The sequence below is a fragment of the Ramlibacter humi genome, from assembly GCF_004681975.1.
GTDB lineage: Bacteria > Pseudomonadota > Gammaproteobacteria > Burkholderiales > Burkholderiaceae_C > Ramlibacter > Ramlibacter humi.
The window spans coordinates 1-21,465 of the sequence record NZ_SMLK01000013.1; the positions used below are offsets into that span (position 1 = coordinate 1).

The following is a 21,465-nucleotide window of genomic DNA, read 5'->3' on the forward strand; positions in this document are numbered from 1 at the left end:
TTGGCGCTCGGGGTTTAACCCCCCTCAACCATCTCCGCAACACCTTTTCGCCCCCGCGGCCCCATACACACTGTATGGACCGGCCGAATTCAAGTCCGCCAGCGCCTTCCCCCCACCTCCTCCCAGCGCCAGCCTTCAAACCCGCTTCCCGATTCCGGACAGCAGTGCGCCTTCGCGGGAATGACGCCAATGGGGTCGTTCATGCCGCGGCCAGCTTGAGCAGCTCCGCTCCCTCCGCCACCTGGTCCCCCGGCGCATACAGCACTTCCGCCACCGTTCCATCGGCCGGCGCGGCGATGGTGTGTTCCATCTTCATCGCCTCCATCACCGCCAGCGCCTGCCCCTTCTTCACCGCATCGCCCGCCTTCACCGCGAACGACACGACCTTCCCCGGCATCGGCGCGGTGAGGCGGCCACCGTCGGACTCGCCCTCGCCCGCGTGCGCCAGCAGGTCGACCGCGACGATCTGCGCGGCACCTTCCGGCGTGAACACATGATCAACTTCGCCTTGCGCATACACATGCGCCAGCGCGCGCCGGCCAGCGAATTGCACGTCCAGCGCGTCGCCGCGCGGTTGCCAGTGCAGCGGGCCGCTGAGGTTGCCCACGGTGAGCGACAGCCCGCCGTCGTGCAGGTAGGCCAGGTCGGCCTGCTTCGCCTCGCCGCCGAACTGGAAAGCGAAGCGCCGGGTGGTGGCGCCATGCGAGCGCCAGCCGTCGCGCCGGCTGAACGGGTCGCGGCCTTCCAGCGATTTCTCGCGCTTCAACGTCGCGGCGACCGCAGCGGCGGCGGCGAGCGGCAGGCCCACCTTGTCCTGCTTGAACAGCGCGGCCTGCTCGCGCGGGATCAGCGCCGTGTCCAGGTCGGCCTGCGCGAACGAGCGGCTCTTCACCACGTGGCGCAGGAACTGCACGTTGGTGGCCAGACCCACGATGTGCGTGCGCGCCAGCGCCTCGTCCAGCCGCGCCAGCGCCTGCTCGCGCGTGTCGCCGTGCACGATCAGCTTGGCGATCATGGAGTCGTAGAACAGCGAGATCTCGTCGCCTTCTCGCACGCCGTCGTCCACGCGCACGTCGGAGATGGTGAAGGCGCTGCACTCGGGCTTGCGATACACCAGCAGGCGCCCCGTCGCCGGCAGGAAGTTGTTGTCGGGGTTTTCGGCGCAGATGCGCGCCTCGATGGCATGGCCGTGGATGCGCAGCTCGTCCTGCTTCAGCGGCAGCGGCTGGCCGGCCGCCACGCGCAGTTGCCACTCGACCAGGTCCAAACCGGTGATGGCTTCGGTCACCGGGTGCTCCACCTGCAGGCGCGTGTTCATCTCCATGAAGAAGAAGTCCATCTCCTTGCCGCGCTGCTCGACGATGAACTCCACCGTGCCCGCGCCGACGTAGTTGACGGCACGCGCCGCGGCCACCGCGGCTTCGCCCATGCGCTTGCGCATCTCGGGCGTCATGCCGGGCGCCGGCGCTTCTTCCAGCACCTTCTGGTGACGCCGCTGCACCGAGCAGTCGCGCTCGAACAGCCACACGCAGTTGCCTTGCGTGTCGCCGAACACCTGGATCTCGATGTGCCGCGGGCGCTGCACGTACTTTTCGACCAGCACCGCGTCGTCGCCGAAGCTGTTCTTCGCCTCGCGCCGGCAGGAAGCGAGCGCGGCCTCGAAGTCCTCGGCCCTGTCCACCGCGCGCATGCCCTTGCCGCCGCCGCCCGCGCTGGCCTTGATCAGCACGGGGTAGCCGATGCGGTCGGCTTCCTTCTTCAGCAACTGCCCGTCTTGGTCCTGGCCGTGATAGCCCGGCACCAGCGGCACGCCGGCCTGCGCCATCAGCCGCTTGGACTCGGCCTTCAGGCCCATGGCCTGGATGGCCGAAGCCGGCGGGCCGATGAACACCAGCCCCGCGGCCTGGCAGGCCTGCGCGAAATCTTCGTTCTCGCTCAGGAAGCCGTAACCCGGGTGCACGGCTTCGGCGCCCGTCGCCTTCGCCGCTTCCAGGATGCGTTCCCAGCGCAGGTAGCTGTCCTTGGGCGCGCTGCCGCCCAGGTGCACGGCTTCGTCGCAGGCGGCGACGTGCTTGGCGTTGGCGTCCGCGTCGGAATACACGGCGACGGTGCGGAGGCCCATGCGGCGCGCGGTGGCGGCCACGCGGCAGGCGATCTCTCCGCGGTTGGCGATCAGGATCTTCTTGAACATGTTGCTTCTCATCGGATGCGGGGCGTGGCGCGCCCCGCGAAAAAACCGCGCACCTCGCGCACCACGACCTGCAGGAACTTGAGCAGCACCACCAGCAGCAGGATGCAGATGACCACGCTGGCCAGCAGCACCATCGTGAACACCGCCGGATGCGCCGCGCACAACCACAGCAGGAACACGACCGCGCCGTCCTCGAACAGCGAGACGGCCATGTTGGAAAACGGCTCGGGCGAGGTGTTGACCGCCGCGCGCGCGGTCAACTTGGTGACGTGGCTGGTCGCGGCCAGGCCGCCACCCAGCAGCGCGGCCACCCAGGTCCACGTCGTCCCGTCGGCGCCCATTGCCCCGGCGGCCAGCGCGGCGCCCGCGGGGATGCGGATCAGCGTGTGCACCGTGTCCCAGATCGTGTCGACGTAGGGGATCTTGTCGGCGAAGAACTCGATGAACAGCATGAAGCCGCTGGCGACCAGGACCGCCGGCTGCTGCAGCACGTGAAGGCCGTGCGGCAGTTCGATCCAGCCCATGTGGCCCGCCAGGCCGGTGAGGAACACCGCCGCGTAAAGGCGGAAACCGCTCGCCCAGCCGAGCGCGGCGGCCAGCGCGAGGAACTGCGGCGGGTCGAGGAGGGCGGGGATGTTGTTCATCGCGTGACGCGGTGGTCCGTCATTGCGGCAGCAACCAATTCGGCTTGCGCTTTTCCAGGAACGACCGCACGCCCTCGCGTCCCTCGTCGCTCACCCGGATGTCGGCGATGCCGTCCACCGTGCGCTGGATCAATCCGGCGGTGATCGGATGCCCCGCCACGTCGTGCAGCAATTCCTTGCAGGCCTTCACCGCTTCCGGCCCGCAGTTCACCAGCGCCTGCGCGATCTCGGCGACTTTGGCGTCCAGCTGCGCCGCCGGCACCACCTCGTGCACGAAGCCGATGCGGTGCGCCTCGGCGGCATCGAAGCGCTCGGCGCTGAGGAACCAGCGGTGCGCCGCGCGCGCGCCCATCGCGCGGATGACGTAGGGGCTGATGGTGGCCGGGATCAGCCCCAGCCGCGTCTCGCTCAGGCAGAAGTTCACCGTGTCGGCCGCGATGGCGACGTCGCACGCGCTCACCAGGCCCATGCCGCCCGCGTACGTGTCGCCGTGCACGCGCGCGATGGTCGGCTTGGGCAGACGGTGCAGCACCTCCAGCATGCGCGCCAGGGCGCCCGCATCTTCCAGGTTCTGCTCGCGCGTGTAGTTGGCGATGCTCTTCATCCAGTTCAGGTCGGCGCCCGCGCAGAACGCCGGGCCGTTGCCGGCCAGCACGACGCAGCGCACCTCGGGCCGCTTGCCCAGCTCGTGCAGCACGGCGGTCATTTCGGTGATGACCTCGTCGTTGAACGCATTGCGCATCTCCGGACGGTTGAGGGTGACGGTGGTCACGCCGCCGGCTGTGGACAGGAGCAGGTGCTTCATGGAGGGTCCTTGGGTCGGAGGGCGGGAAAGCCCGGGGCATCGAGGAATTCGCCCGCGCGCGGCTGCCACGTGGACGGGGATCGGGTGAACAGGCTGCGGCAGGTCGCGGCGCGGGTCTTCATGCGCGGTCAGTAGCGCTTGGCCACTTCCTCCAGCATCACCTCGGTGGCGCCGCCGCCGATGGCCAGGATGCGCGCGTCGCGCCACAGGCGTTCGATGGCGGTCTCGCGCACGTAGCCCATGCCGCCGTGGAACTGCTGGCAGTTCTGCACCACCTCGTTGACCAGCTCGCCGGTCAGCGCCTTGAGCATGGACACGTCCTGCACGATGTCGTGGCCCTGCGTCACTCGCCAGGCGCACTGGTAGAGGAAGGCGCGCGCGGCGCGCGTCTTCGCGTCGAGCATGGACAGGCGCTGGCGGATCGCCTGCTGGTTCCACAGCGGGCCGCCGAAAGCCTCGCGCTGGCGCACGTAGTCCAGTGTCAGTTCCAGCGCGCGCGTGCAGTGGCCCACCGCCATGGCGGCCAGCGCGATGCGCTCGGTCTGGAAGTTTTTCATCACCGAGTAGAAGCCCTTGCCCTCCTCGCCCAGCAGGTTGGCGGCGGGGATGCGCACGTTGTCGAACACCAGTTCCGCGGTGTCGCTGGACAGCCAGCCGGTCTTCTTCAGCGCGCGCCCGACCGTGAAACCCGGCGTGCCTTTCTCGACGATGAACATCGAGACTTCGCGCTTGCCCGGGCCGGTCTTGGCGGCGACGAAGTACAGGTCGCCCTTCACGCCGTTGGTGATGAACATCTTGGTGCCGTTCAGCACCCAGTGGTCGCCGTCGCGCACGGCCTTCGTGCGGATGCCCGCGACGTCGCTGCCGGCGCCGGGTTCGGTGATGCCCACCGCGCAGATCAGCTCGCCCGCCGTCACCTTGCGCAGGTACTTGTCCTTCTGCGCCGGCGAACCCGCGTGGTGCAGGTGCGGGCCGGCCATGTCGGTGTGCACCAGCACAGTGATGATGAAGCCCGCGTAGGTGGACTGCGACAGCGCCTCGGCGAACACCAGGTTGGTCAACGCGTCGGCATCGGCCCCACCGTACTCGCTCTCGTACATCAGCCCGAACAGGCCGGCCTGGCCCATGCGGCGCAGCACATCGCGGGGAACGAAGCCCTGCTCTTCCCAGGCGTCGGCGTGCGGCTCGACTTCCTTCGCGATGAAGCGCGCCACCTGGTCGCGCAGGGTCTGGTGTTCGGGGGTGTCGTAGATGGTGGTTGTGGAATTCACGTGCCGCTCCTTTCCCGTCATTCCCGCGGAGGCGGGAATCCATGGCTTTCATGCATCGCCGCGAAGAAGGCGCGGAGCCATGGGTCCCCGCCTTCGCGGGGATGACGCCTGTTGTCGTTTACATCCGGAACACCCCGAACTTCGGTTCCCCGATCGGCGCGTTCAGCGACGCCGACAACCCCAGCGCCAGCACGCGGCGCGTGTCGGCCGGGTCGATCACACCGTCGTCCCACAGCCGCGCGCTGGCGTAGTACGGGTGCGACTGATAGGCGAACTGGTCCAGCAGCGGCTGCTTGAAAGCAGCCTCTTCATCCGCCGACCACTGGCCGCCCTTCGCCTCGATGCCGTCGCGCTTCACGGTAGCCAGCACGCTGGCCGCCTGCTCGCCGCCCATGACGGAGATGCGCGCGTTGGGCCACATCCAGAGGAAGCGCGGCGAGTAGGCGCGGCCACACATGCCGTAGTTGCCGGCGCCGAAGCTGCCGCCGATGATGATGGTGAACTTGGGCACGCTGGCCGTGGCCACCGCGGTGACCATCTTCGCGCCGTGGCGCGCGATGCCTTCGTTCTCGTACTTCTTGCCGACCATGAAGCCGGTGATGTTCTGCAGGAACACCAGCGGCACCTTGCGCTGGCAGCACAGTTCGATGAAGTGCGCGCCCTTCTGCGCCGACTCGCTGTACAGGATGCCGTTGTTGCCGATGATGCCCACCGGCATGCCTTCGATGTGCGCGAAGCCGCACACCAGCGTGGTGGACGAGCCGCCGGGCGTGCCGCCCCAGCGCGACTTGAATTCGTGGAACTCGCTGCCGTCCACGATGCGCGCGATGACCTCGCGCACGTCGTAGGGCTTGCGCACTTCCGTCGGGATGACGCCGTGCAGCTCCTTCGGGTCGTACTTCGGCGGGCGCGGCTCGCGCAGTTCCACCGGCGGCACCTTCTCGCGGTTGAGGCTGGCCACGGCCTGGCGCGCCAGCGCCAGCGCGTGCAGGTCGTTCTGCGCCAGGTGGTCGGCCACGCCCGACAGGCGCGTGTGCACGTCGCCGCCGCCCAGCTCTTCGCCCGACACGATCTCGCCGGTGGCCGCCTTCACCAGCGGCGGGCCGCCCAGGAAGATGGTGCCCTGGTTCTTCACGATGATGGTCTCGTCGCTCATCGCCGGCACGTACGCGCCGCCGGCCGTGCACGAACCCATGACCACCGCGATCTGCGCGATGCCCTGCGCGCTCATGTTGGCCTGGTTGTAGAAGATGCGGCCGAAGTGCTCGCGGTCGGGGAACACTTCGTCCTGGTTGGGCAGGTTGGCGCCGCCGCTGTCCACCAGGTAGATGCACGGCAGGCGGTTCTGCAGCGCGATCTCCTGCGCGCGCAGGTGCTTCTTCACCGTCATCGGGTAGTAGGTACCGCCCTTCACCGTGGCGTCGTTGCACACGATCATGACGTCGCGCCCGCTCACGCGGCCGATGCCCGCAATGACGCCCGCGCTGGGCGCGTCGCCGTTGTACATGGCATGCGCGGCCAGCGGCGCCAGTTCCAGGAAAGGCGTGCCGGGGTCCAGCAGGTTGGTCACGCGGTCACGCGGCAGCAGCTTGCCGCGAGCGGTGTGCCTGGCCCGCGCGGCTTCGCCGCCGCCGGCCGCGGCCTTGTCCAGTTGCGCCTGCAGGTCGGCCACCAGGCCGCGCATCACTTCGGCATTGGCCTGGAACTCGGCGGAGCGGGGATTGAGTTGGGATTCCAGGATCGGCATGTCTCTTCGGTGTCCTCTTCGGCGGCGCGCGCGATGGCGGCCAGGAGGCGGAGCCTACGCCATGAGGGCCGTCCACGGCTGCCCGCCGGGTTGCAAATCCTGCCACCGGCCGCGACACTCCGGGTATGCCCTCATCCCGTCCGGCGCGGTCGCCCGCCGCGGTCACGCCCATGGCTTTCGCCCGAGCCATCGCGGCCGCCTGCCGGCGCGCCGGTGCCGATCCCGCCGGGCCCCTGCGCGCGGCACAGATCACGCCAGCCCAGCTGCGCGCCGTGGACGGCCGCATGACCGCCCGGCAGATGGAGGTGCTGAGCGCCACCGCGATGGAAGAGCTGGACGACGAGGGCCTGGGCGCCTTCCAGCGGCGCCTGCGCTGGGGCAGCTACGGCCTGCTGGCGCGCGCTTCGCTCACTGCGCCCGACCTGAGTGTCGCCTTGCGGCGCTGGTGCCGCCACCACGGCTTGCTGACCGACGATGTCGCGCTCGAACTTCAGGTGGCCGGTTCGGTCGCGTCGATCCGCTGGGCCGAGCACCGCCGCCTGCCGGCGGACGTGCGCGAGCTGAGCATCGCCTTCCTGCTGCGCAACGTGCACGGGCTGGCCTGCTGGTACGTCGACTCGCGCATCCCGCTGCACGGCGCGCTGTTCCCCTTCGCCGCGCCGCCGCACGCCGACGCGTACGCGCACATGTTCCCGGGCGGCACGGTGGCGTTCGACGCGCAGGCGGACGGGGCCGCGATCCACTTCGACGCGCAGTACCTCGCGCTGCCGCTGCGGCGCGACGAACGCGCGCTGACGCAGATGCTGCGTCAGCGCGCGCTGGCGATCACGGTGCTGCAGTACCGCCGCGACCGGCTGCTGGTGCCGCAGGTGCGGCAGGTGCTGGCCGCGCACCCGCAGGCCACGCAGAACGCCGAAGGCGTGGCGCAGCTCCTCAACGTGTCGGCGCGCACACTGCACCGCCAGCTGAAAGACGAAGGCGCCAGCCTGCAGCAGCTGAAGGACGAAGTGCGGCTGGACCGCGCGCGCGACCTGCTGCTGCGCACCTCGCGGCCGGTGAAGCAGGTGGCGGCGGCCGTCGGCTTCCGCCACGAGAAAAGCTTCGCGCGCGCCTTCAAGGCGCATGTGGGCGTGACGCCCGGCGAGTTCCGCGCCGGACGCCAGGAGCCTGGTTCCTAGTGTTCGGCCGCGGCGAACGGCGGCCACACGCTGGCGGGCGACTCTTCCGGTTCAGGCGCCGGCGCCGGGGCGGCGACGGGCGCGGGCCGCTGGTGCGCGCGCACCGCTTCGGCCGGCCACGCCAGCATGAAAGCCGTGAGCCACCAGCGCGGCGTGGTCCAGGCGGCAGCGCCGCGCAGCCAGTGCGCGATCGCCTTGCCGCGCTCGCCGGCCACCAGGGCGACGCGCGCCTCCGTCACGTGCATCTGCGCCACGAGGGTCAGCGCGCTGCGCCGCCTCACCGGATTGAACCCTTCGCAGTTGACGCGTTCGCGCAGCCGGCCGGTCCACGCGGGCAGCTCGCGCGGACGGTGCACCACGCTCAGGCTGTCCTGCTGGCCGACGCGGTAGCCGGCCAGCGGCACGTCGATCAGCGCGATGGGCGTGCGCTCGGACACGCGGAACCACAGGTCGAGGTCTTCGCCGAAGTGCTCGCCGGGGCGGAAACAAGGCTGCAGCTCGCGCAGCAGCGAATGCCGGATGGCGATGGAACCGGTGAACAGCGTCGGCCCCTTCATCCACCGCGCGGCCAGGTCGGGGATCAACTCCACCGCGGGCTCGCCCTGCGGAACGCACCAGGCCGCCGGCGGCGCGCCGCTGTCGTCGGCGAACTCATGGAAGCGCGTGGCCACGCAGTCCAGGCCCGGGTGCGCGTCCTGCACGCGGGCCAGCGCTTCGAGGAATCGCGGATGCTGCCAGTCGTCGGCGTCCAGGAACACCACCCATTCGCCGCGCGCCGCCGCGATGGCCTGGTTGCGCGCGATCGACACGCCCGCATTGGCTTGCCGGATCAGCCGCACGCGCGGATCGGTGCAGGCCTCGACGATGGCCGCGCCTTCATCGGTGGACCCGTCGTCCACGACGATCACTTCCAGGTCGCGGCGCGTCTGCGCCAGCGCGGAATGCAGCGCGCCGCGGATGAAGCGGGCCTTGTTGAAGAGGGGGACGACGATGGTGAAGCGCGGGGACACGACTCGCGCGGTGTGCCGGGAAGCGGTGGGCGCCGGGGTCCCATCCTGTCCACTGGCACTGGTCCGGTGAAGCACTCGCATTGAGCCGATTCTGCGAATGCACGAGCTGCTTCGCCATAGCCCGGGCGGGCCGATGTGGCGCGCCAAATGACTACGGCGGCGGCCCCGCGCATGCGCGAGACCGCCGCCGTTTCCGGTCAGCGTGCGTTCAGCCGTTGGTGCGGATGACCGCCGGTTGGGCCGGTGCCGAAGCGCCGCCGCCACCACCAACGCGCAGCTGGTTGCCTTCCACCACGACCGGGGTGCCCACGGACACCGGCGACGCCTGGCGGATGGTGCGGTAGCTGCCGTCTTCCATGCGCACGCTCACGTCGTACACGGTGGTGGTGCGCACGTGCTTCTCGATCTCGTTGCCGGCGAAGCCGCCGCCGACGGCACCCAGCACGGTCATCGCCGCGCGGCCATTGCCGTGGCCCACCTGGTTGCCCAGGAGGCCGCCCAGCACGGCGCCACCCGCGGCACCGACGCCGCTGCCTTGCTGCGCCTTCTGCTTGACCTCGGTCACCGACTGCACGGTGCCGCAGGTTTGGCAGACCGGGGCCTGTACCACCACCGGCGCGGGCGCGGGAGCGGGGCCGGCGCCTTGCGCGACCTGCATGCCTTGCGGCGCGGGCTGGGGCACGGGCGCATGCGATTGCTGCGCGCTGCCGCTGGCCTGTTGCACCTTGGCCGGCGCCGGCTTGTGCACGGGCTTGGGCTGCGGCTTGGGCGCGGGACCGGCTTCCGGCATGTCGGCCGGGGCTTGCGGGATGGCCTTGGCCACGGTTTCCTGCGGCGCGGGCGTGACGGGTGCCGCCAGCGGCGCGGCCGCGACGGCGGGCTGCGCGGGCGGGTTCGTGGCGCGGGTCACCAGCGCGCCGGCCAGGCCCGCGGTGGCGAGCGCCAGCGCGCCCAGCACGGCCCACACGGCCTTGGGCACGGCGGCCAGGGAAGACGAGGGCTTTTGTTGCTCTTGGGACAGGACAGCGGACATGCCGGACCTCCTTATTGGGTTTGTCAGATCAGTTAACGGCCGAGATTAACGGCGGATGACGAACCCATGATGAGGGAATGTTTCGGTTCGTGTCCCCAACATGGCCGCGAGAACACACGGTTGCCGTTGAGTTCGGGCTCCCGATCGGCGGCGGGCACTATTTCACGAGCCACGAAGTCTGTTGCAGCAGAGAGGCACCTGATTGGGAAAACCGCGTATCCGGCGCTGCCGCGGCATGAACTCGGCGATGATCGCGCCGCGGCCCGCCGCCCACCAGACATGAAGCAAGACCCCTCCCCTTTCGCCGACGCAGGCCTGCTGGCCAAGATCGCCGAGTCCACCGACGACGTCATCTTCGCCAAGGACCTGGAGGGGCGCTACCGCTTCGTCAACGCGGCGGCGCTGGCGGTCATGGGCCGCACGCGCGAGAGCACCCTCGGCCGCACCGACCTGGAAGTCATGCCGGAAGAGGTGGCCCGCCGCATCATGGCGGTCGACCGGCGGGTGCTGGAAACGGGCCAGGCGACCCAGACCGACGAGGCGGTTCCCACGCCCGGCGGCAACTTGCGCTACTGGGCCACGCGCAAGACGCCGCTGCGCGACGACGCCGGCCGGCTGATCGGCTTGCTGGGCATCGCGCGCGACGTGACCGAAAGCAGGAAGGCCCAGGCGGAACTCATCGCCGAACACCTGAAGCTGGAGATGGGCATCAAGGCCGCCGGCCTGGTGATGGCCGACATCGATTACCGCACCGACCAGAACCACATCTCGGCCGGCCTGGCCCGGCTGCTGGAACTGGGCGACGGCGAGATGACGGTGCCGCGCCAGGCCATCTTCGACCGCGTGCACCCGGACGACCGCGAACGCTACGTGCAGGCCATCATGCACGTGCTCAACCCCGCGAACGGCGGGCACCTGGCCATCGACGTGCGCGGGCTGCTGCCCAGCGGCCTGACCCGCTGGCTGCACATCCGGCTGCAGATCGTGTTCCAGGAAGTCGAAGGCAGGATGGTGCCGCTGCGCGGCATCTGCGCCGCGCGCGACGTGACCGCCGAACGCGTGGCCGAACGCAAGCTGCGCATCGCGCAGCGGCTGACCGAATCGGTGATCGAAGGCGCCGGGTCGCTGGTCTACGCCAAGGACCTGGAGGGCCGCTACATCCTTTCGAACGGCGCCTGGCGCGCGCACCACAACCTGTCGCGCGAGCAGGCGGCGAACGCCAGCGTCGAACGGCTCTTCGACGCCGAGACCGCGGCCTCGATCCGCCGCATGGACCGGCACGTGCTGGCCACGGGCGAGGCGGTGGTGCTGGAAGAGAAGATCAGCGCGCGCGGCCGCGCCGTCACCTTCCGCACCAGCAAGTTCCCGCTCTTCGACGAGTCGGGCGAGGCCTACGCGGTGTGCGGCGTGTCCACCGACATCACCGACGTGGTGGAAGCCGACCGCCGCAAGGACGAATTCATCGCCACGCTGGCGCACGAGCTGCGCAACCCGCTGGCGCCCATCCGCAACGGCCTGGAGATCCTGCGCCGCGTCGAGGAACTGCCGCCGGTGGCCGCGCGCACGCGCGACATGATGGAAAGGCAGCTGCTGCACCTGGTGCGGCTGGTGGACGACCTGCTGGACGTCTCGCGCATCACGCGCGACCGGCTGGAATTGCGCCTGCAGCCGCTGACGCTGGAGCAGGTGGTCACGCACGCGCTGGAAGCCAGCGAACCGGGCGTGCAGGCCGCCGGCCACGAACTGGTGGTGCAGTTGCCCGCGCAGCCGGTGCCGCTGCACGGCGACCTGACGCGGCTGGCGCAGGTGGTGGCGAACCTGGTGAACAACGCGGTGAAGTACACCGCGCGCGGCGGCCGCATCGAAGTGGCGGGCACGGTGGACAACGGCATCGCCACCATCCGCGTCACCGACAACGGCGCCGGCATCGCGGCCGACACGCTGCCCCACGTGTTCGACCTGTTCGCCCAGGGCGAGAAGACGCTCAGCCACGCGCAAGGCGGCCTGGGCATCGGGCTGTGGCTGGTGAAGAAGCTGGTGGAACTGCACCACGGCACGGTGCAGGCGGAAAGCGCGGGGCTGGGGGAAGGCAGCACGTTCGTCGTGCGGCTGCCGGTGGCGCGCTGACCCGTCAGAGCAGCGGCGGCGTGGTGCCCAGCTGCGGCGTGTTCTCCGCCGCGCGCACGGCCAGCGGCGCGATGACGGCGACTTCGTCGGACGTGGCGGCTTCCACCACCGCGGCGGGCAGCGCCTTCGTCGGCTTCACGCCCAGGTCCTTCAGCATCTCGGCCTGGCGGATCACGTTGCCGCGGTTCTTCGACAGCTTGTTGAACGCGTCGGTGTAGGCGTCGCGCGCCTGGTCGATGCGCGTGCCCACCTGCTGCAGTTCCTTCACGAAGTCACTCAGCCGGTCGTACAGCTCGGCGCCCCGCTTGGCGATCTCCTGCGCGTTGCGGCCTTGCGCTTCCTGCCGCCACAGGTGCGCCACCGTGCGCACCACGAACAGCAGCGTGGAAGGGCTGACCAGCAGCACGTTCTTTTCCCACGCATCCATGAACAGTTTGTCGTCGCCGGACACCGCCGCCATGAAGGCCGGTTCGATGGGGACGAACAGCAGCACGAAGTCCAGCGACTTGAAGCCGTACAGCGCCTGGTAGTTCTTGCCCGACAGGTCCTTCATGTGGCCGCGCGTCGAATCGAGGTGCCGCTTCAATGCCGCCGCGCGGTCGGTGTCGGTCTCGGCCAGCACGTATTCCTCGTACGCGATCAGCGACACCTTGGAATCGATGACCAGGCGCCGCTCGTCGGGCAGGTGCACCACCACGTCGGGCTGCGCGCGGCTGCCGTCGTCGCGCACCTGGTAGTCCTGCACCACGTATTCCTCGCCCTTGCGCAGGCCGGACGCCTCCAGCACCCGCTCGAGCACCAGCTCGCCCCAGTTGCCTTGCGCCTTGTTGTTGCCCTTGAGCGCCAGCGTCAGGTTCTGCGCGTCCTGGCTCAGCGACTGGTTCAGCGCCAGCAGCTGCTCCACCTGCTTGGACAGCGCCGAGCGGTCCTTGCCTTCGTTGACGTAGACCTCTTCGACCTTGCCCTTGAACTCCGCGATCTGCGTGCGCAGCGGATCCAGCAGCTGGCCCAGCGACTCGCGGTTCTGCTCGGCGAAGCGCCTGGACTTCTCTTCCAGGATTTCGTTGGCCAGCGCCTTGAACTGGTTGGACAGCGCCTCGCGCGCGGCCACCAGTTCCTGCAGCCTTTCCTGCGCCGCGCGGCGCTCCGCTTCCACGCGCGCCTGCAGCTCCGCGGCTTGCACGTCCAGCGTGCCGATGCGGCCGCGCAGCTCCGCCTCGCGCGATTCCGTCGCCTGCAGCTGCGCGCGCAGCGGCTCCAGGCCCGCGGCGCGCTCACCGAGCTTGGCGGTCTCGTCGCGCGCGGCATCCAGCTGGTCGCGCAGCAGCGCGGTCTGCGATTGCAGCTGCGCCAGCTCAGCGCGCTCGGCTTGCAGCGCGGCTTCGGCTTGCCGGGCGCGCTCGCGCGACTCCGACAGCTGTTCCTTCAGCGTGGCCTCCGCCCGTGCGACCGCGGCGTCCACCTGCGCCGCCGCGCGCCCGCGGCCGGCAAAGGCCACCAGCGCGGCACCGGCGCCCAGGCCGGCCAGCAGGGCGAGGAACGCCAACCAGATCGAATCCACTGTGAATATCTCCAGAAGCGGCAGGATAACCGCAGCCAGCCGGGGCGGCGGGAAGAGGAGCTGAAACGGCGCGGCAGTGTGCAATCCGACCGCTGTCAGACCGGCACGTCGGCCTTCTGGCAGCCTCCCTCCATAGGAGCCTGCCCCGCGAAGGCGCGGCTAGCTAGACAAGGGCGGCGCCCAGCTATTCCGCCTCGTCGACCTTCGTGAAGCGCCGCTCGTCGTTGGCGCGCAACTCCGAGAATGCGCGTTTCGATCTGTGAACGGGCCCGGCGAACATGCCAGCCAGGCCGCCGAGCAGCGCGCCCAGCCCGGCGCCGGCCGGCCCGTCCAGGTCCGATTCCTTGTAGTCGAGGGTTCCCTTGGGGGGTCCCGATCTCCTTCCGGGTGCGAAACAGTTAGCGCGCGAATTGGCGCAGTGTCACGCCGAACCCGATCGCGGTGGCCCCCTGCCACATGAGGTCGATGGACAGCACCATGCCCGGTAGCCAGATCGCATTGGCGGGCCAGCCGGCGATGAGCACGATCCCGGCGACCACACTCACGATCGCCGATGCGGTTATCCAGCCCCAGCCTTTCAGGGTGCGCAGCAGAAAGCTCCACCAGAAGCGCGTGGCACCCGAGAAGATCAGCATGAAGGCCAGCCACAGCGTCAGGGCCTGCGCCGCCATCGCAGGGTTGGCGACGGCAAGCGCGCCCGCCACGCCGTAGAGGAGAGCGCTCAGCAGCAGCGAAACATGGCTGCCCGCCCGGCCGATCGCGATGGCGAGCGCAAGCTGCGCCGCGGCACCGATCAGCATGCAGATGCCCACGATGTACACCGAGACTTCGGTGGCCTGCGGAAGGTACATGAAGGCGATCACGCCCAGCGCGACGAGCAACACGCCGAAGAGCACGAGCCATTTCCATTGCGAACCCATCGCGCGTCTCGCGTCGGGACTCTCGGGACCAAGGTGGAAACCGGTGAGTGTGGCCATGGAGGGCTCCTTTCGGAATGAACGGGCCGGCGGCGCCGGCCGCTCGAAAAAACTAGTTCGCGCGAACGCCCATGTCAATCGCCGGCAGGTTTCGAATCGGAAACGGCCATGCACCGCAGACCCTCATGGCTCGCCGCGGCTCAACGAGCGGAAGGTCGAGTATGGCGATCGCGCTGTGGGCGGCCAAAAAAAAAGCGGGACCCGCAGGCCCCGCTCCCCTTCACGTCCCGCCATCGGCCGCTGTCAACCCGCCCCACCCAACACCGGCCCGAACAGCACCCACTGCTTCCCATCGAACTTCGACAGCTGCGCCTGCTCCACCGGCGCATGGTCCGTCGCGCTGGTGTTCATCGCGATGCCCGGCAGCAGCAGCCCCGACTTGAAGTCCTTGATGTTCTCGGCCTGCTTCCTGATGTTGTCGCGCGAGAGGTCGTTGCCGCACTGCTTGAGCACCTGCACCATCAGCTCCGCCGCGATCACCCCGTAGATGTTGCTGGCGTCCGCCGGGTTGCCGTCGCGGTAATACTTGCCCATGAAGCCGCGCCAGGCCAGCATGGCCGGGTCGTCCTTCCACTGCGGATCGTTGGCGTCCTTGTAGTACTGCACGGTGATCAGGCCCACCGACTTGTCCAGGCCCGCGGGCGTCAGCACCGAACCCACCGACGCGCCGACGTTGTTGATGAAGTGCAGCGGCTTCCAGCCGATGTCGGCCACCTTGCGGATGGACTGCGCGGCGAACTTCGGCGTCGTGATGTTGATCAGCGTGTCGGCGTTGGAAGCCTTCAGCGTCAGGATCTGCGAATCCACCGTGGGATCGGTCACCTCGTAGGTCGCCTCGGCCACGATCATCTTGGCCTTGTCGCCCGCCAGCACGCGCTTCACGCCCGCCAGCACGTCCTTGCCGTAGTCGTCGTTCTGGTAAAGGATGGCGATCTTCGCGTTGGGCTTCTCCTTCAGGATGTAGCGCGCGTAGATCTCGCCTTCGGTCTGGTAGCTGAGGTTGAAGCCGAACGTCCAGGGGTAGTTCTTGGGATCGTTCCACTTCGTCGCGCCGGTGGCCACGAACAGGTGCGGCACCTTCTTGGCGTTGACGTACTTGTGGATGGCGCTGTTGCTGGGCGTGCCCAGCGTCTGGAACAGCGCCAGCACGTCGTCCTGCTCCACCAGCTTGCGCACCTGCTCCACGGCCTTGGGCGGGCTGTAGCCGTCGTCCACCGACAGCAGGTTGATCATGCGGCCGTTGACGCCGCCGTTGTCGTTGACCATCTTGAAGTACGCCTGCTCCACCTTGCCGATGGTGGCGTAGGCGCTGGCGGGGCCGCTGTACGGCATGGTCTGGCCGAGCTTGATCTCCTTGGCCTGCGCGAACGAGCGCAGCGGCAGCAGCGCGGCGCCGGCGGCGGCGCCCGTGCCCAGCACGAGGGAACGGCGGGAAAGCTTGGTGGAGGTCATGGTGTCCTTCCTTTCAACAAACACGAGAGGCACTTGCACACGAAGAACGCGGGCCGCAGCTCGCTACCGGAAGCCCAGGCGGCGCCGGACCAGCTTCACCAGGCCGGCCACGCCCGCGGGCATGAGGTACATGAATGCGATCAGGAACACGCCGTAGATGGCCCACGGCGCGGCTTTGGAAATCTGGTCGGCGACGTTGGGCACGAACTGGATGAACAGCGCGCCGTAGAACGCCCCCGAGATGGAAGCCAGCCCGCCCACCACCACGCCCACCAGCAGCGTGAGCGACAGGAAGATGGTGAACGAGTCGGGCGAGGCGAACTGCACCGCGATGGCCGACAGCGCGCCCGCCACGCCGGTGTACATGGCCGACACGCCGAAGGTCAGCGACTTGTACAGCGCGGTGTTCACGCCCATGGCCTGTGCCGCGGTGGGCTGGTCGCGGATGGCCACCAGCGCGCGGCCCACGCGGCCGCGCAGCAGGTTCCAGCCGGCCACGAACAGCAGCAGCGTCCACGCCAGGGTGAAGAAGTACAGCCACTGGTCCTGGTTGAGGGCGGCAGCCCAGCCGGGCGGGTCGGGCTTGATGATCACCACCCCCATGCTGCCGCCGGTCCAGTGCTCCAGCCCCTTGTATTTCAGGATCTGCGGCATGGCCACGCCCAGCGCGAAAGTCGCCAGCGCCAGGTACAGGCCTTCCAGCCGCAGCGCGGGCAACCCGAACAGGAAGCCCGCCACCAGGCACGCCAAACCCGCGATGGGAATGGTGGCCCAGTACGGCAGGTCGCCCTTGTCCATCAGGATGGCCGCGGCGTACGCGCCGATGGCGAAGAACGCGCCGTGCCCCAGCGAGATCTGGCCGTTGTAGCCGGTCAGCATGTTCAGCCCGAGCAGCGCGATGGCGTAGGCCAGCGCCAGCGTGAGCTGGAACACGCGGTAGTTGCCCAGCACGAAAGGCAGCACGCACGCGAGCACCAGCAGCACCACGAGAGCGATGACCTGCTTGCGCGAAAAGCCGGGCATGGCGGCGAGTTGGCGGTTGGCGGTTTCCATCGTCACACCCTCGCCACGTGCACCTTGCCGAACAGCCCCGAAGGCCGCACCACCAGCACCGCGATGATGATGATCAACGCGACGGTCAGCTTGAGTTCCGTGCCCAGGTACAGGCCGACCACGTTCTCCAGCACGCCGACCAGGAAGCCGCCGAGCACCGCGCCGCCGGGGCTGTCGATGCCGCCCAGCAGCGCCCCCGCGAAGGCATACAGCAGGATGCCGCCGAACATGTTGGGCTCCAGGAACACCACCGGCGCCACCATGATCCCCGCCACCGCGCCGATGGCCGACGCCAGGCCCCAACCCAGCGCCAGCATCCAGCTCACGCGCACGCCCACCAAGCGGCTGGACACCGGGTTCTGCGCCGCCGCGCGCATGGCCAGGCCCAGCGGCGTGAAGCGGAAGAACGCGAACACCAGCCCCAGCACGATGAGCGTCACCGCCATCGAGCCCAGCTCGTGCGGCGACAACCACTGGTCGCCCGCGGGCGGCGCCGCGCCCTGGAACGGGCTGGGGAACGGCTTGATCGTGTACGTGTAGATCCAGCCGGCCACGCTGTTGAAGATGGCCAGCAGGCCGATGAAGACGATGACCACCGACAGCACCGGCGCGTTCTCCACCGGCCGCATGATCACGCGCTGGATCACCACGCCGGCGGCAAAGGCGATGCCCACGGTGAGGAAGAACGCGGCCCAGTACGGCAGCCCGGCCTGCAGCAGCGACCAGGCGATGTAGGTGGCGAACATCGCCATCTCGCCCTGGGCGAAGTTCACCAGGTGCGTGGCCTGGTAGATCATCACCAGCGCCAGCGCCACGCTGGCATAGATGCCCCCGGTGGCCAGGCCCGCCAGGATCTGGTGCAGCAGCAGGTCCACGCGTGCGCCTCCTTCAATAACCCAGGTACGAGCGGCGCACCGCTTCGTCGTTGCGGATGGATTCGGCGCTGCCGCTGATGACCACGCGGCCCGTCTCCAGCAGGTAGGCGTGGTCGGCCAGCTTCAACGCCAGCGAAGCGTTCTGCTCCACCAGCAGCATGCTGGTGCCTTCGGTCCTGCTGATCTCGCCGAAGATCTCGAAGATCTCCTGCACGATGCGCGGCGCCAGCCCGAACGAGGGCTCGTCCAGCAGCAGCAATTTCGGCCTGAGCATCAGCGCGCGCGACACCGCCAGCATCTGCTGCTCGCCGCCCGACAGGGTGCCGGCCTGCTGGCGCAGCCGCTCCTTCAGGCGAGGGAAATAGCCGTACATGCGCTCGAAGTCCTGTTGCACCTGCTGCCGGTCCTTGCGCGTGTAGGCGCCCAGGCGCAGGTTCTCTTCGACGGTGAGGTTGAGGAAAGTGCCGCGCCCGTCCGGCACGTGGGCCACGCCCAGCCGCACGATGTCTTCGGTGGCCTTGCCGTCGATGCGCTGGCCCTCCAGCCGCACCTCGCCCTGCGTCTTCACCATGCCGCACATGGCGCGCAGCGTGGTGGTCTTGCCCGCGCCGTTGGCGCCCAGGATGGTGGTGATGCCGCCCTGCTTCACCTCGAAGGCGATGCCGTGCAGCACCTTGGTGGGGCCGTACTGCGCGTGGAGGTTCGTGACCTGCAGCAGAGGGGCACTCATACCCGCCGCCTCACAGCGTCATCCCCGCGAAGGCGGGGATCCATGGCTCCCCCAGGGCCGCCGCATGGAAGCCATGGATTCCCGCCTTCGCGGGAATGACGGAGCTTGTTCATGCTTCCACCCCCAGGTACGCGCGCACCACGTCGGGATGCGCCTGCACTTGCGCCGGCGTGCCGTCGGCGATCTTCCTGCCGAAATCCAGCGCCACCACCTGGTCGGACACGCGCATCACCAGGTTCATGTGGTGCTCCACCAGCAGGATGGTGAGCGACAGCTCCGACTGGATGCGCCTGAGCAACAGCCGCAGGCCGTCCACTTCTTCATGATTGAGCCCGCCGGCCGGTTCGTCCAGCAGCAGCAGCTTGGGCCGGCTCATCAGCGCCCGCGCGAATTCCACGCGCTTGGCGGTGCCGAACGAAAGGTCGGACACCGGCCGGTGCGCAACCTCGCCCAGGTCCAGCAGGTCGATCATGCGGGCAGCCTGCTCGCCCAGCATCCGCTCTTCGCGCCGCACGGAAGGCAGCCGCAGCGCGTTGCCGAGAAAGCCCGTGCCGCTGCGGCAATGGCCGCCCAGCATGACGTTGTCGCGCACGCTCATCGTGCGGAAGAGCGCGAGGTTCTGGAACGTGCGGCCGATGCCCAGCGCCGCGATGGCATGTGCCGGATGCGCCCGCAGCGGCTGGCCCTCGAACAGGATCTCGCCGTCGCTGAACTGGTAGAGCCGCGACAGGCAATTGAAGAGCGTGGTCTTGCCCGCGCCGTTGGGACCGATGAGCCCCGTGATGGCGCCGCGCGAAATGGAAAACGTGATGCCGTCCAGGGCCGTGATGCCGCCGAAGCGGACGGTCACGCCCTTCACTTCCAGCAAGGGGCGGGCGTCGGCGTCAGGCATGTCTTTTTGTTCGGGCTTGCGTCTTGAGACGCGCGTTTATCGCTTTGCGTTCGGTGCACCGGCACCCGTGGAAACCCGGCGGCTTGTCGCTTGGGCGTCAAACGCTTGCGGCACTGCAACAAGCCCGTCGGCAACTCAGCGCGGGAACCGCTCGCGCAGCTTCAGCTTCCAGAACTTGCCGGTCGATGTTCTCGGCACCGCATCGAGCCACTCGTAGCGATCCGGCAGCTGCCACTTCGCGAAGCCGCTCTTCAGCAGGTGCGCGTTCAGGTCTTCGGCCGTCACCTCCTGGTTCGGCTTCTTCACCACGCAGGCCAGCGGCCGCTCGCTCCACTTCTCGTCGGGGATGGCGATCACCGCGGCTTCGGCGACGGCGGGGTGCGCCATCACGGCGTTCTCCAGGTCCACCGAGCTGATCCACTCGCCGCCCGACTTGATCAGGTCCTTGGTGCGGTCGCTGATGCGCACGAAGCCCAGCGCGTCGACCGATGCGACGTCGCCGGTGCGCAGCCAGCCGTCGCCGGTGAATTTCTCGCGCTCGCGCGGCACCTCGTGGTAGCTGCCGGTGATGAAGGGGCCGCGCACCTGGATCTCGCCCACGCTCTTGCCGTCCCACGCCTCGTCGCCTTCGTCGCCACGCACTCGCAGTTCGACCAGCGGCACCGGCACACCGGCCATGGCGGCCCGGCGGTAGCGCTCGTCCATGCCGGCCCCTCGCAGCTCCGCGCGCGGATACGAGATGGTGCAGACGGGCGAGGTCTCCGTCATGCCCCAGCCCTGCAGGATCCAGATGCCGTGCTTGTCGAAAGCGCGGATCAGCGACTCGGGCACCGCCGCGCCCCCCACCAGCGACTTCATGCCCTGCGGCAGCTTCCAGCGGCCCCTGTTCGGCGATCCCTCGGACAACGATGCTTCGTAGGCCTGGATCAACCCCATCCATATGGTCGGCACGCCCAGCGCCAGCGTGGGCGGCTCCTGCTGCATCAGGTCGAGCAGGTCGTCGGGGTGCAGGTGCGGCCCGGGGAACACCATCTTCACGCCCATCATCACGGCGCCATACGGCATGCCCCAGCTGTTGGCGTGGAACATGGGCGTGACCGGCAGCACGACGTCGGTGCCGCGCAGGCCCCAGAAGTCGCCCAGGCTGGCCACCAATGTGTGCAGCACCGTGGAGCGGTGCGAGTACGCCACGCCCTTGGGCCGGCCGGTCGTGCCGGACGTGTAGCACATGGCGATGGGATCGTTCTCGTCGTGCGGCGCGTACTCGAAGCCGTCCGGGTCCGCGCGATCCAGCCATGCTTCGTAGTTCTCGAAACCTTCCGGCACCGGCTGGCCGGAGAAGGGGAACACGATCACCTTCTCGAAGGCATGCGCGCCCGCGAATTGCCTGTAGAGCGGCAGCAGCACGTCGTCGACGACCAGGAAGCGGTCGTTCGCGTGCCCCGCGATCCAGCCGATCTCTTCCGGCGACAGCCGCAGGTTCAGCGTGTGCATCACGCCGCCCGCGGCCGGGATACCGAAGTAGCACTCCAGGTGGGCGTGGTGGTTCCAGCAGAGCGTCGCGACGCGGTCGCCCTTCTTCAGGCCCGCCTTCTGCAGCGCGCTGGCGAGCGCGCGCGTGCGCCGGTAGAACTCGCCATAGGTGTGCCGCTTCAGCGACTTGTCCGGCAACCGCGAAACGATCTCGTTGCCCGCGAACAGCCGCCCCGCACGCTCCAGCAGGTGGTTCACGGACAGCGGCACGTCCATCATGGTGGTCTGCATGGGCACTCCTTGTGGTCGGTGCCGCCATTGCAGCCGCAGCGGGGCACGCACGGCACTGCGGGAAACCATGAGGAAGTCGGGAGCGGACACCCTTACGCAGAGGACGCAGAGGAAACGCAGAGGACGCAGAAAGAACAAAGAAGAACTTCAGAAGG

Annotated in this window: 17 protein-coding genes; 2 read left to right on the forward strand and 15 right to left on the reverse strand. The window is 69.0% G+C overall.

Going from position 1 to position 21,465, the window contains the following annotated elements:
• Nucleotides 1-199: 199 nt before the first annotated feature.
• From EZ216_RS20765 to EZ216_RS20785, 5 genes are all read right to left on the reverse strand, one after another.
• Complete coding sequence (locus tag EZ216_RS20765; RefSeq protein ID WP_135251716.1) at nt 200-2,191, reverse strand: acetyl/propionyl/methylcrotonyl-CoA carboxylase subunit alpha; 1,992 nt, start codon at nt 2,189-2,191, stop codon at nt 200-202.
• A gap of 8 nt (nt 2,192-2,199) precedes the next feature.
• On the reverse strand, nt 2,200-2,835 hold the full coding sequence (locus EZ216_RS20770; protein WP_135251717.1) for a DUF4126 domain-containing protein: 636 nt from the start codon (nt 2,833-2,835) through the stop codon (nt 2,200-2,202).
• Between the two features lie 19 nt (nt 2,836-2,854).
• Nucleotides 2,855-3,640, reverse strand: coding sequence for an enoyl-CoA hydratase/isomerase family protein (locus EZ216_RS20775; RefSeq protein WP_135251718.1), 786 nt, complete (start codon nt 3,638-3,640; stop codon nt 2,855-2,857).
• 128 nt (nt 3,641-3,768) lie between these two features.
• Nucleotides 3,769-4,911 carry an acyl-CoA dehydrogenase family protein gene (locus EZ216_RS20780; RefSeq protein ID WP_239024469.1) on the reverse strand — a complete coding sequence of 381 codons (1,143 nt, stop codon included), beginning with the start codon at nt 4,909-4,911 and terminating at the stop codon, nt 3,769-3,771.
• A gap of 118 nt (nt 4,912-5,029) precedes the next feature.
• Nucleotides 5,030-6,658, reverse strand: coding sequence for a carboxyl transferase domain-containing protein (locus EZ216_RS20785; protein WP_135251720.1), 1,629 nt, complete (start codon nt 6,656-6,658; stop codon nt 5,030-5,032).
• Between the two features lie 125 nt (nt 6,659-6,783).
• Between EZ216_RS20785 and EZ216_RS20790 the strand changes: the two genes are divergently transcribed.
• The gene (locus EZ216_RS20790; RefSeq protein WP_135251721.1) at nt 6,784-7,836 is read left to right on the forward strand and encodes an AraC family transcriptional regulator; all 1,053 of its coding nucleotides are present in this window, start codon (nt 6,784-6,786) and stop codon (nt 7,834-7,836) included.
• Here EZ216_RS20790 and EZ216_RS20795 read toward each other — a convergent pair.
• Both EZ216_RS20795 and EZ216_RS20800 read right to left on the reverse strand, forming a co-directional pair.
• Nucleotides 7,833-8,846 carry a glycosyltransferase family 2 protein gene (locus EZ216_RS20795; protein WP_167773012.1) on the reverse strand — a complete coding sequence of 338 codons (1,014 nt, stop codon included), beginning with the start codon at nt 8,844-8,846 and terminating at the stop codon, nt 7,833-7,835. The genes EZ216_RS20790 and EZ216_RS20795 overlap by 4 nt on opposite strands.
• A 208-nt stretch (nt 8,847-9,054) precedes the next feature.
• Nucleotides 9,055-9,879, reverse strand: a complete 825-nt coding sequence (locus EZ216_RS20800) for a glycine zipper 2TM domain-containing protein (RefSeq protein WP_239024470.1) — start codon at nt 9,877-9,879, stop codon at nt 9,055-9,057.
• 279 nt (nt 9,880-10,158) lie between these two features.
• On the opposite strand from EZ216_RS20800, the gene EZ216_RS20805 reads away from it, so the two are divergent.
• A complete protein-coding gene (locus EZ216_RS20805; protein ID WP_167773013.1) occupies nt 10,159-12,006 on the forward strand; it encodes a PAS domain-containing sensor histidine kinase in 1,848 nt (615 codons plus the stop codon).
• Between the two features lie 4 nt (nt 12,007-12,010).
• Here EZ216_RS20805 and EZ216_RS20810 read toward each other — a convergent pair whose 3' ends face one another.
• From EZ216_RS20810 to EZ216_RS20845, 8 genes are all read right to left on the reverse strand, one after another.
• A complete protein-coding gene (locus tag EZ216_RS20810) occupies nt 12,011-13,567 on the reverse strand; it encodes a DNA recombination protein RmuC (RefSeq protein ID WP_239024471.1) in 1,557 nt (518 codons plus the stop codon).
• A 398-nt stretch (nt 13,568-13,965) separates the two neighbouring features.
• Nucleotides 13,966-14,544, reverse strand: coding sequence for an HdeD family acid-resistance protein (locus tag EZ216_RS20815; RefSeq protein ID WP_135251724.1), 579 nt, complete (start codon nt 14,542-14,544; stop codon nt 13,966-13,968).
• A gap of 243 nt (nt 14,545-14,787) precedes the next feature.
• Nucleotides 14,788-15,996 carry an ABC transporter substrate-binding protein gene (locus tag EZ216_RS20820; protein WP_135251725.1) on the reverse strand — a complete coding sequence of 403 codons (1,209 nt, stop codon included), beginning with the start codon at nt 15,994-15,996 and terminating at the stop codon, nt 14,788-14,790.
• Between the two features lie 63 nt (nt 15,997-16,059).
• Entirely contained in the window at nt 16,060-17,049 is a 990-nt protein-coding gene (locus tag EZ216_RS20825) for a branched-chain amino acid ABC transporter permease (protein ID WP_135251726.1), read from the reverse strand.
• A gap of 2 nt (nt 17,050-17,051) precedes the next feature.
• A complete protein-coding gene (locus EZ216_RS20830; protein ID WP_135251727.1) occupies nt 17,052-17,924 on the reverse strand; it encodes a branched-chain amino acid ABC transporter permease in 873 nt (290 codons plus the stop codon).
• A 13-nt stretch (nt 17,925-17,937) separates the two neighbouring features.
• Nucleotides 17,938-18,654 carry an ABC transporter ATP-binding protein gene (locus EZ216_RS20835; protein WP_135251728.1) on the reverse strand — a complete coding sequence of 239 codons (717 nt, stop codon included), beginning with the start codon at nt 18,652-18,654 and terminating at the stop codon, nt 17,938-17,940.
• A gap of 109 nt (nt 18,655-18,763) precedes the next feature.
• Nucleotides 18,764-19,546 (reverse strand): ABC transporter ATP-binding protein, encoded by a 783-nt coding sequence (locus EZ216_RS20840; protein WP_135251729.1) that lies wholly within the window; start codon nt 19,544-19,546, stop codon nt 18,764-18,766.
• A 135-nt stretch (nt 19,547-19,681) separates the two neighbouring features.
• Nucleotides 19,682-21,310 (reverse strand): long-chain fatty acid--CoA ligase, encoded by a 1,629-nt coding sequence (locus tag EZ216_RS20845; protein ID WP_135251730.1) that lies wholly within the window; start codon nt 21,308-21,310, stop codon nt 19,682-19,684.
• Between the last annotated feature and the right edge of the window lie 155 nt (nt 21,311-21,465).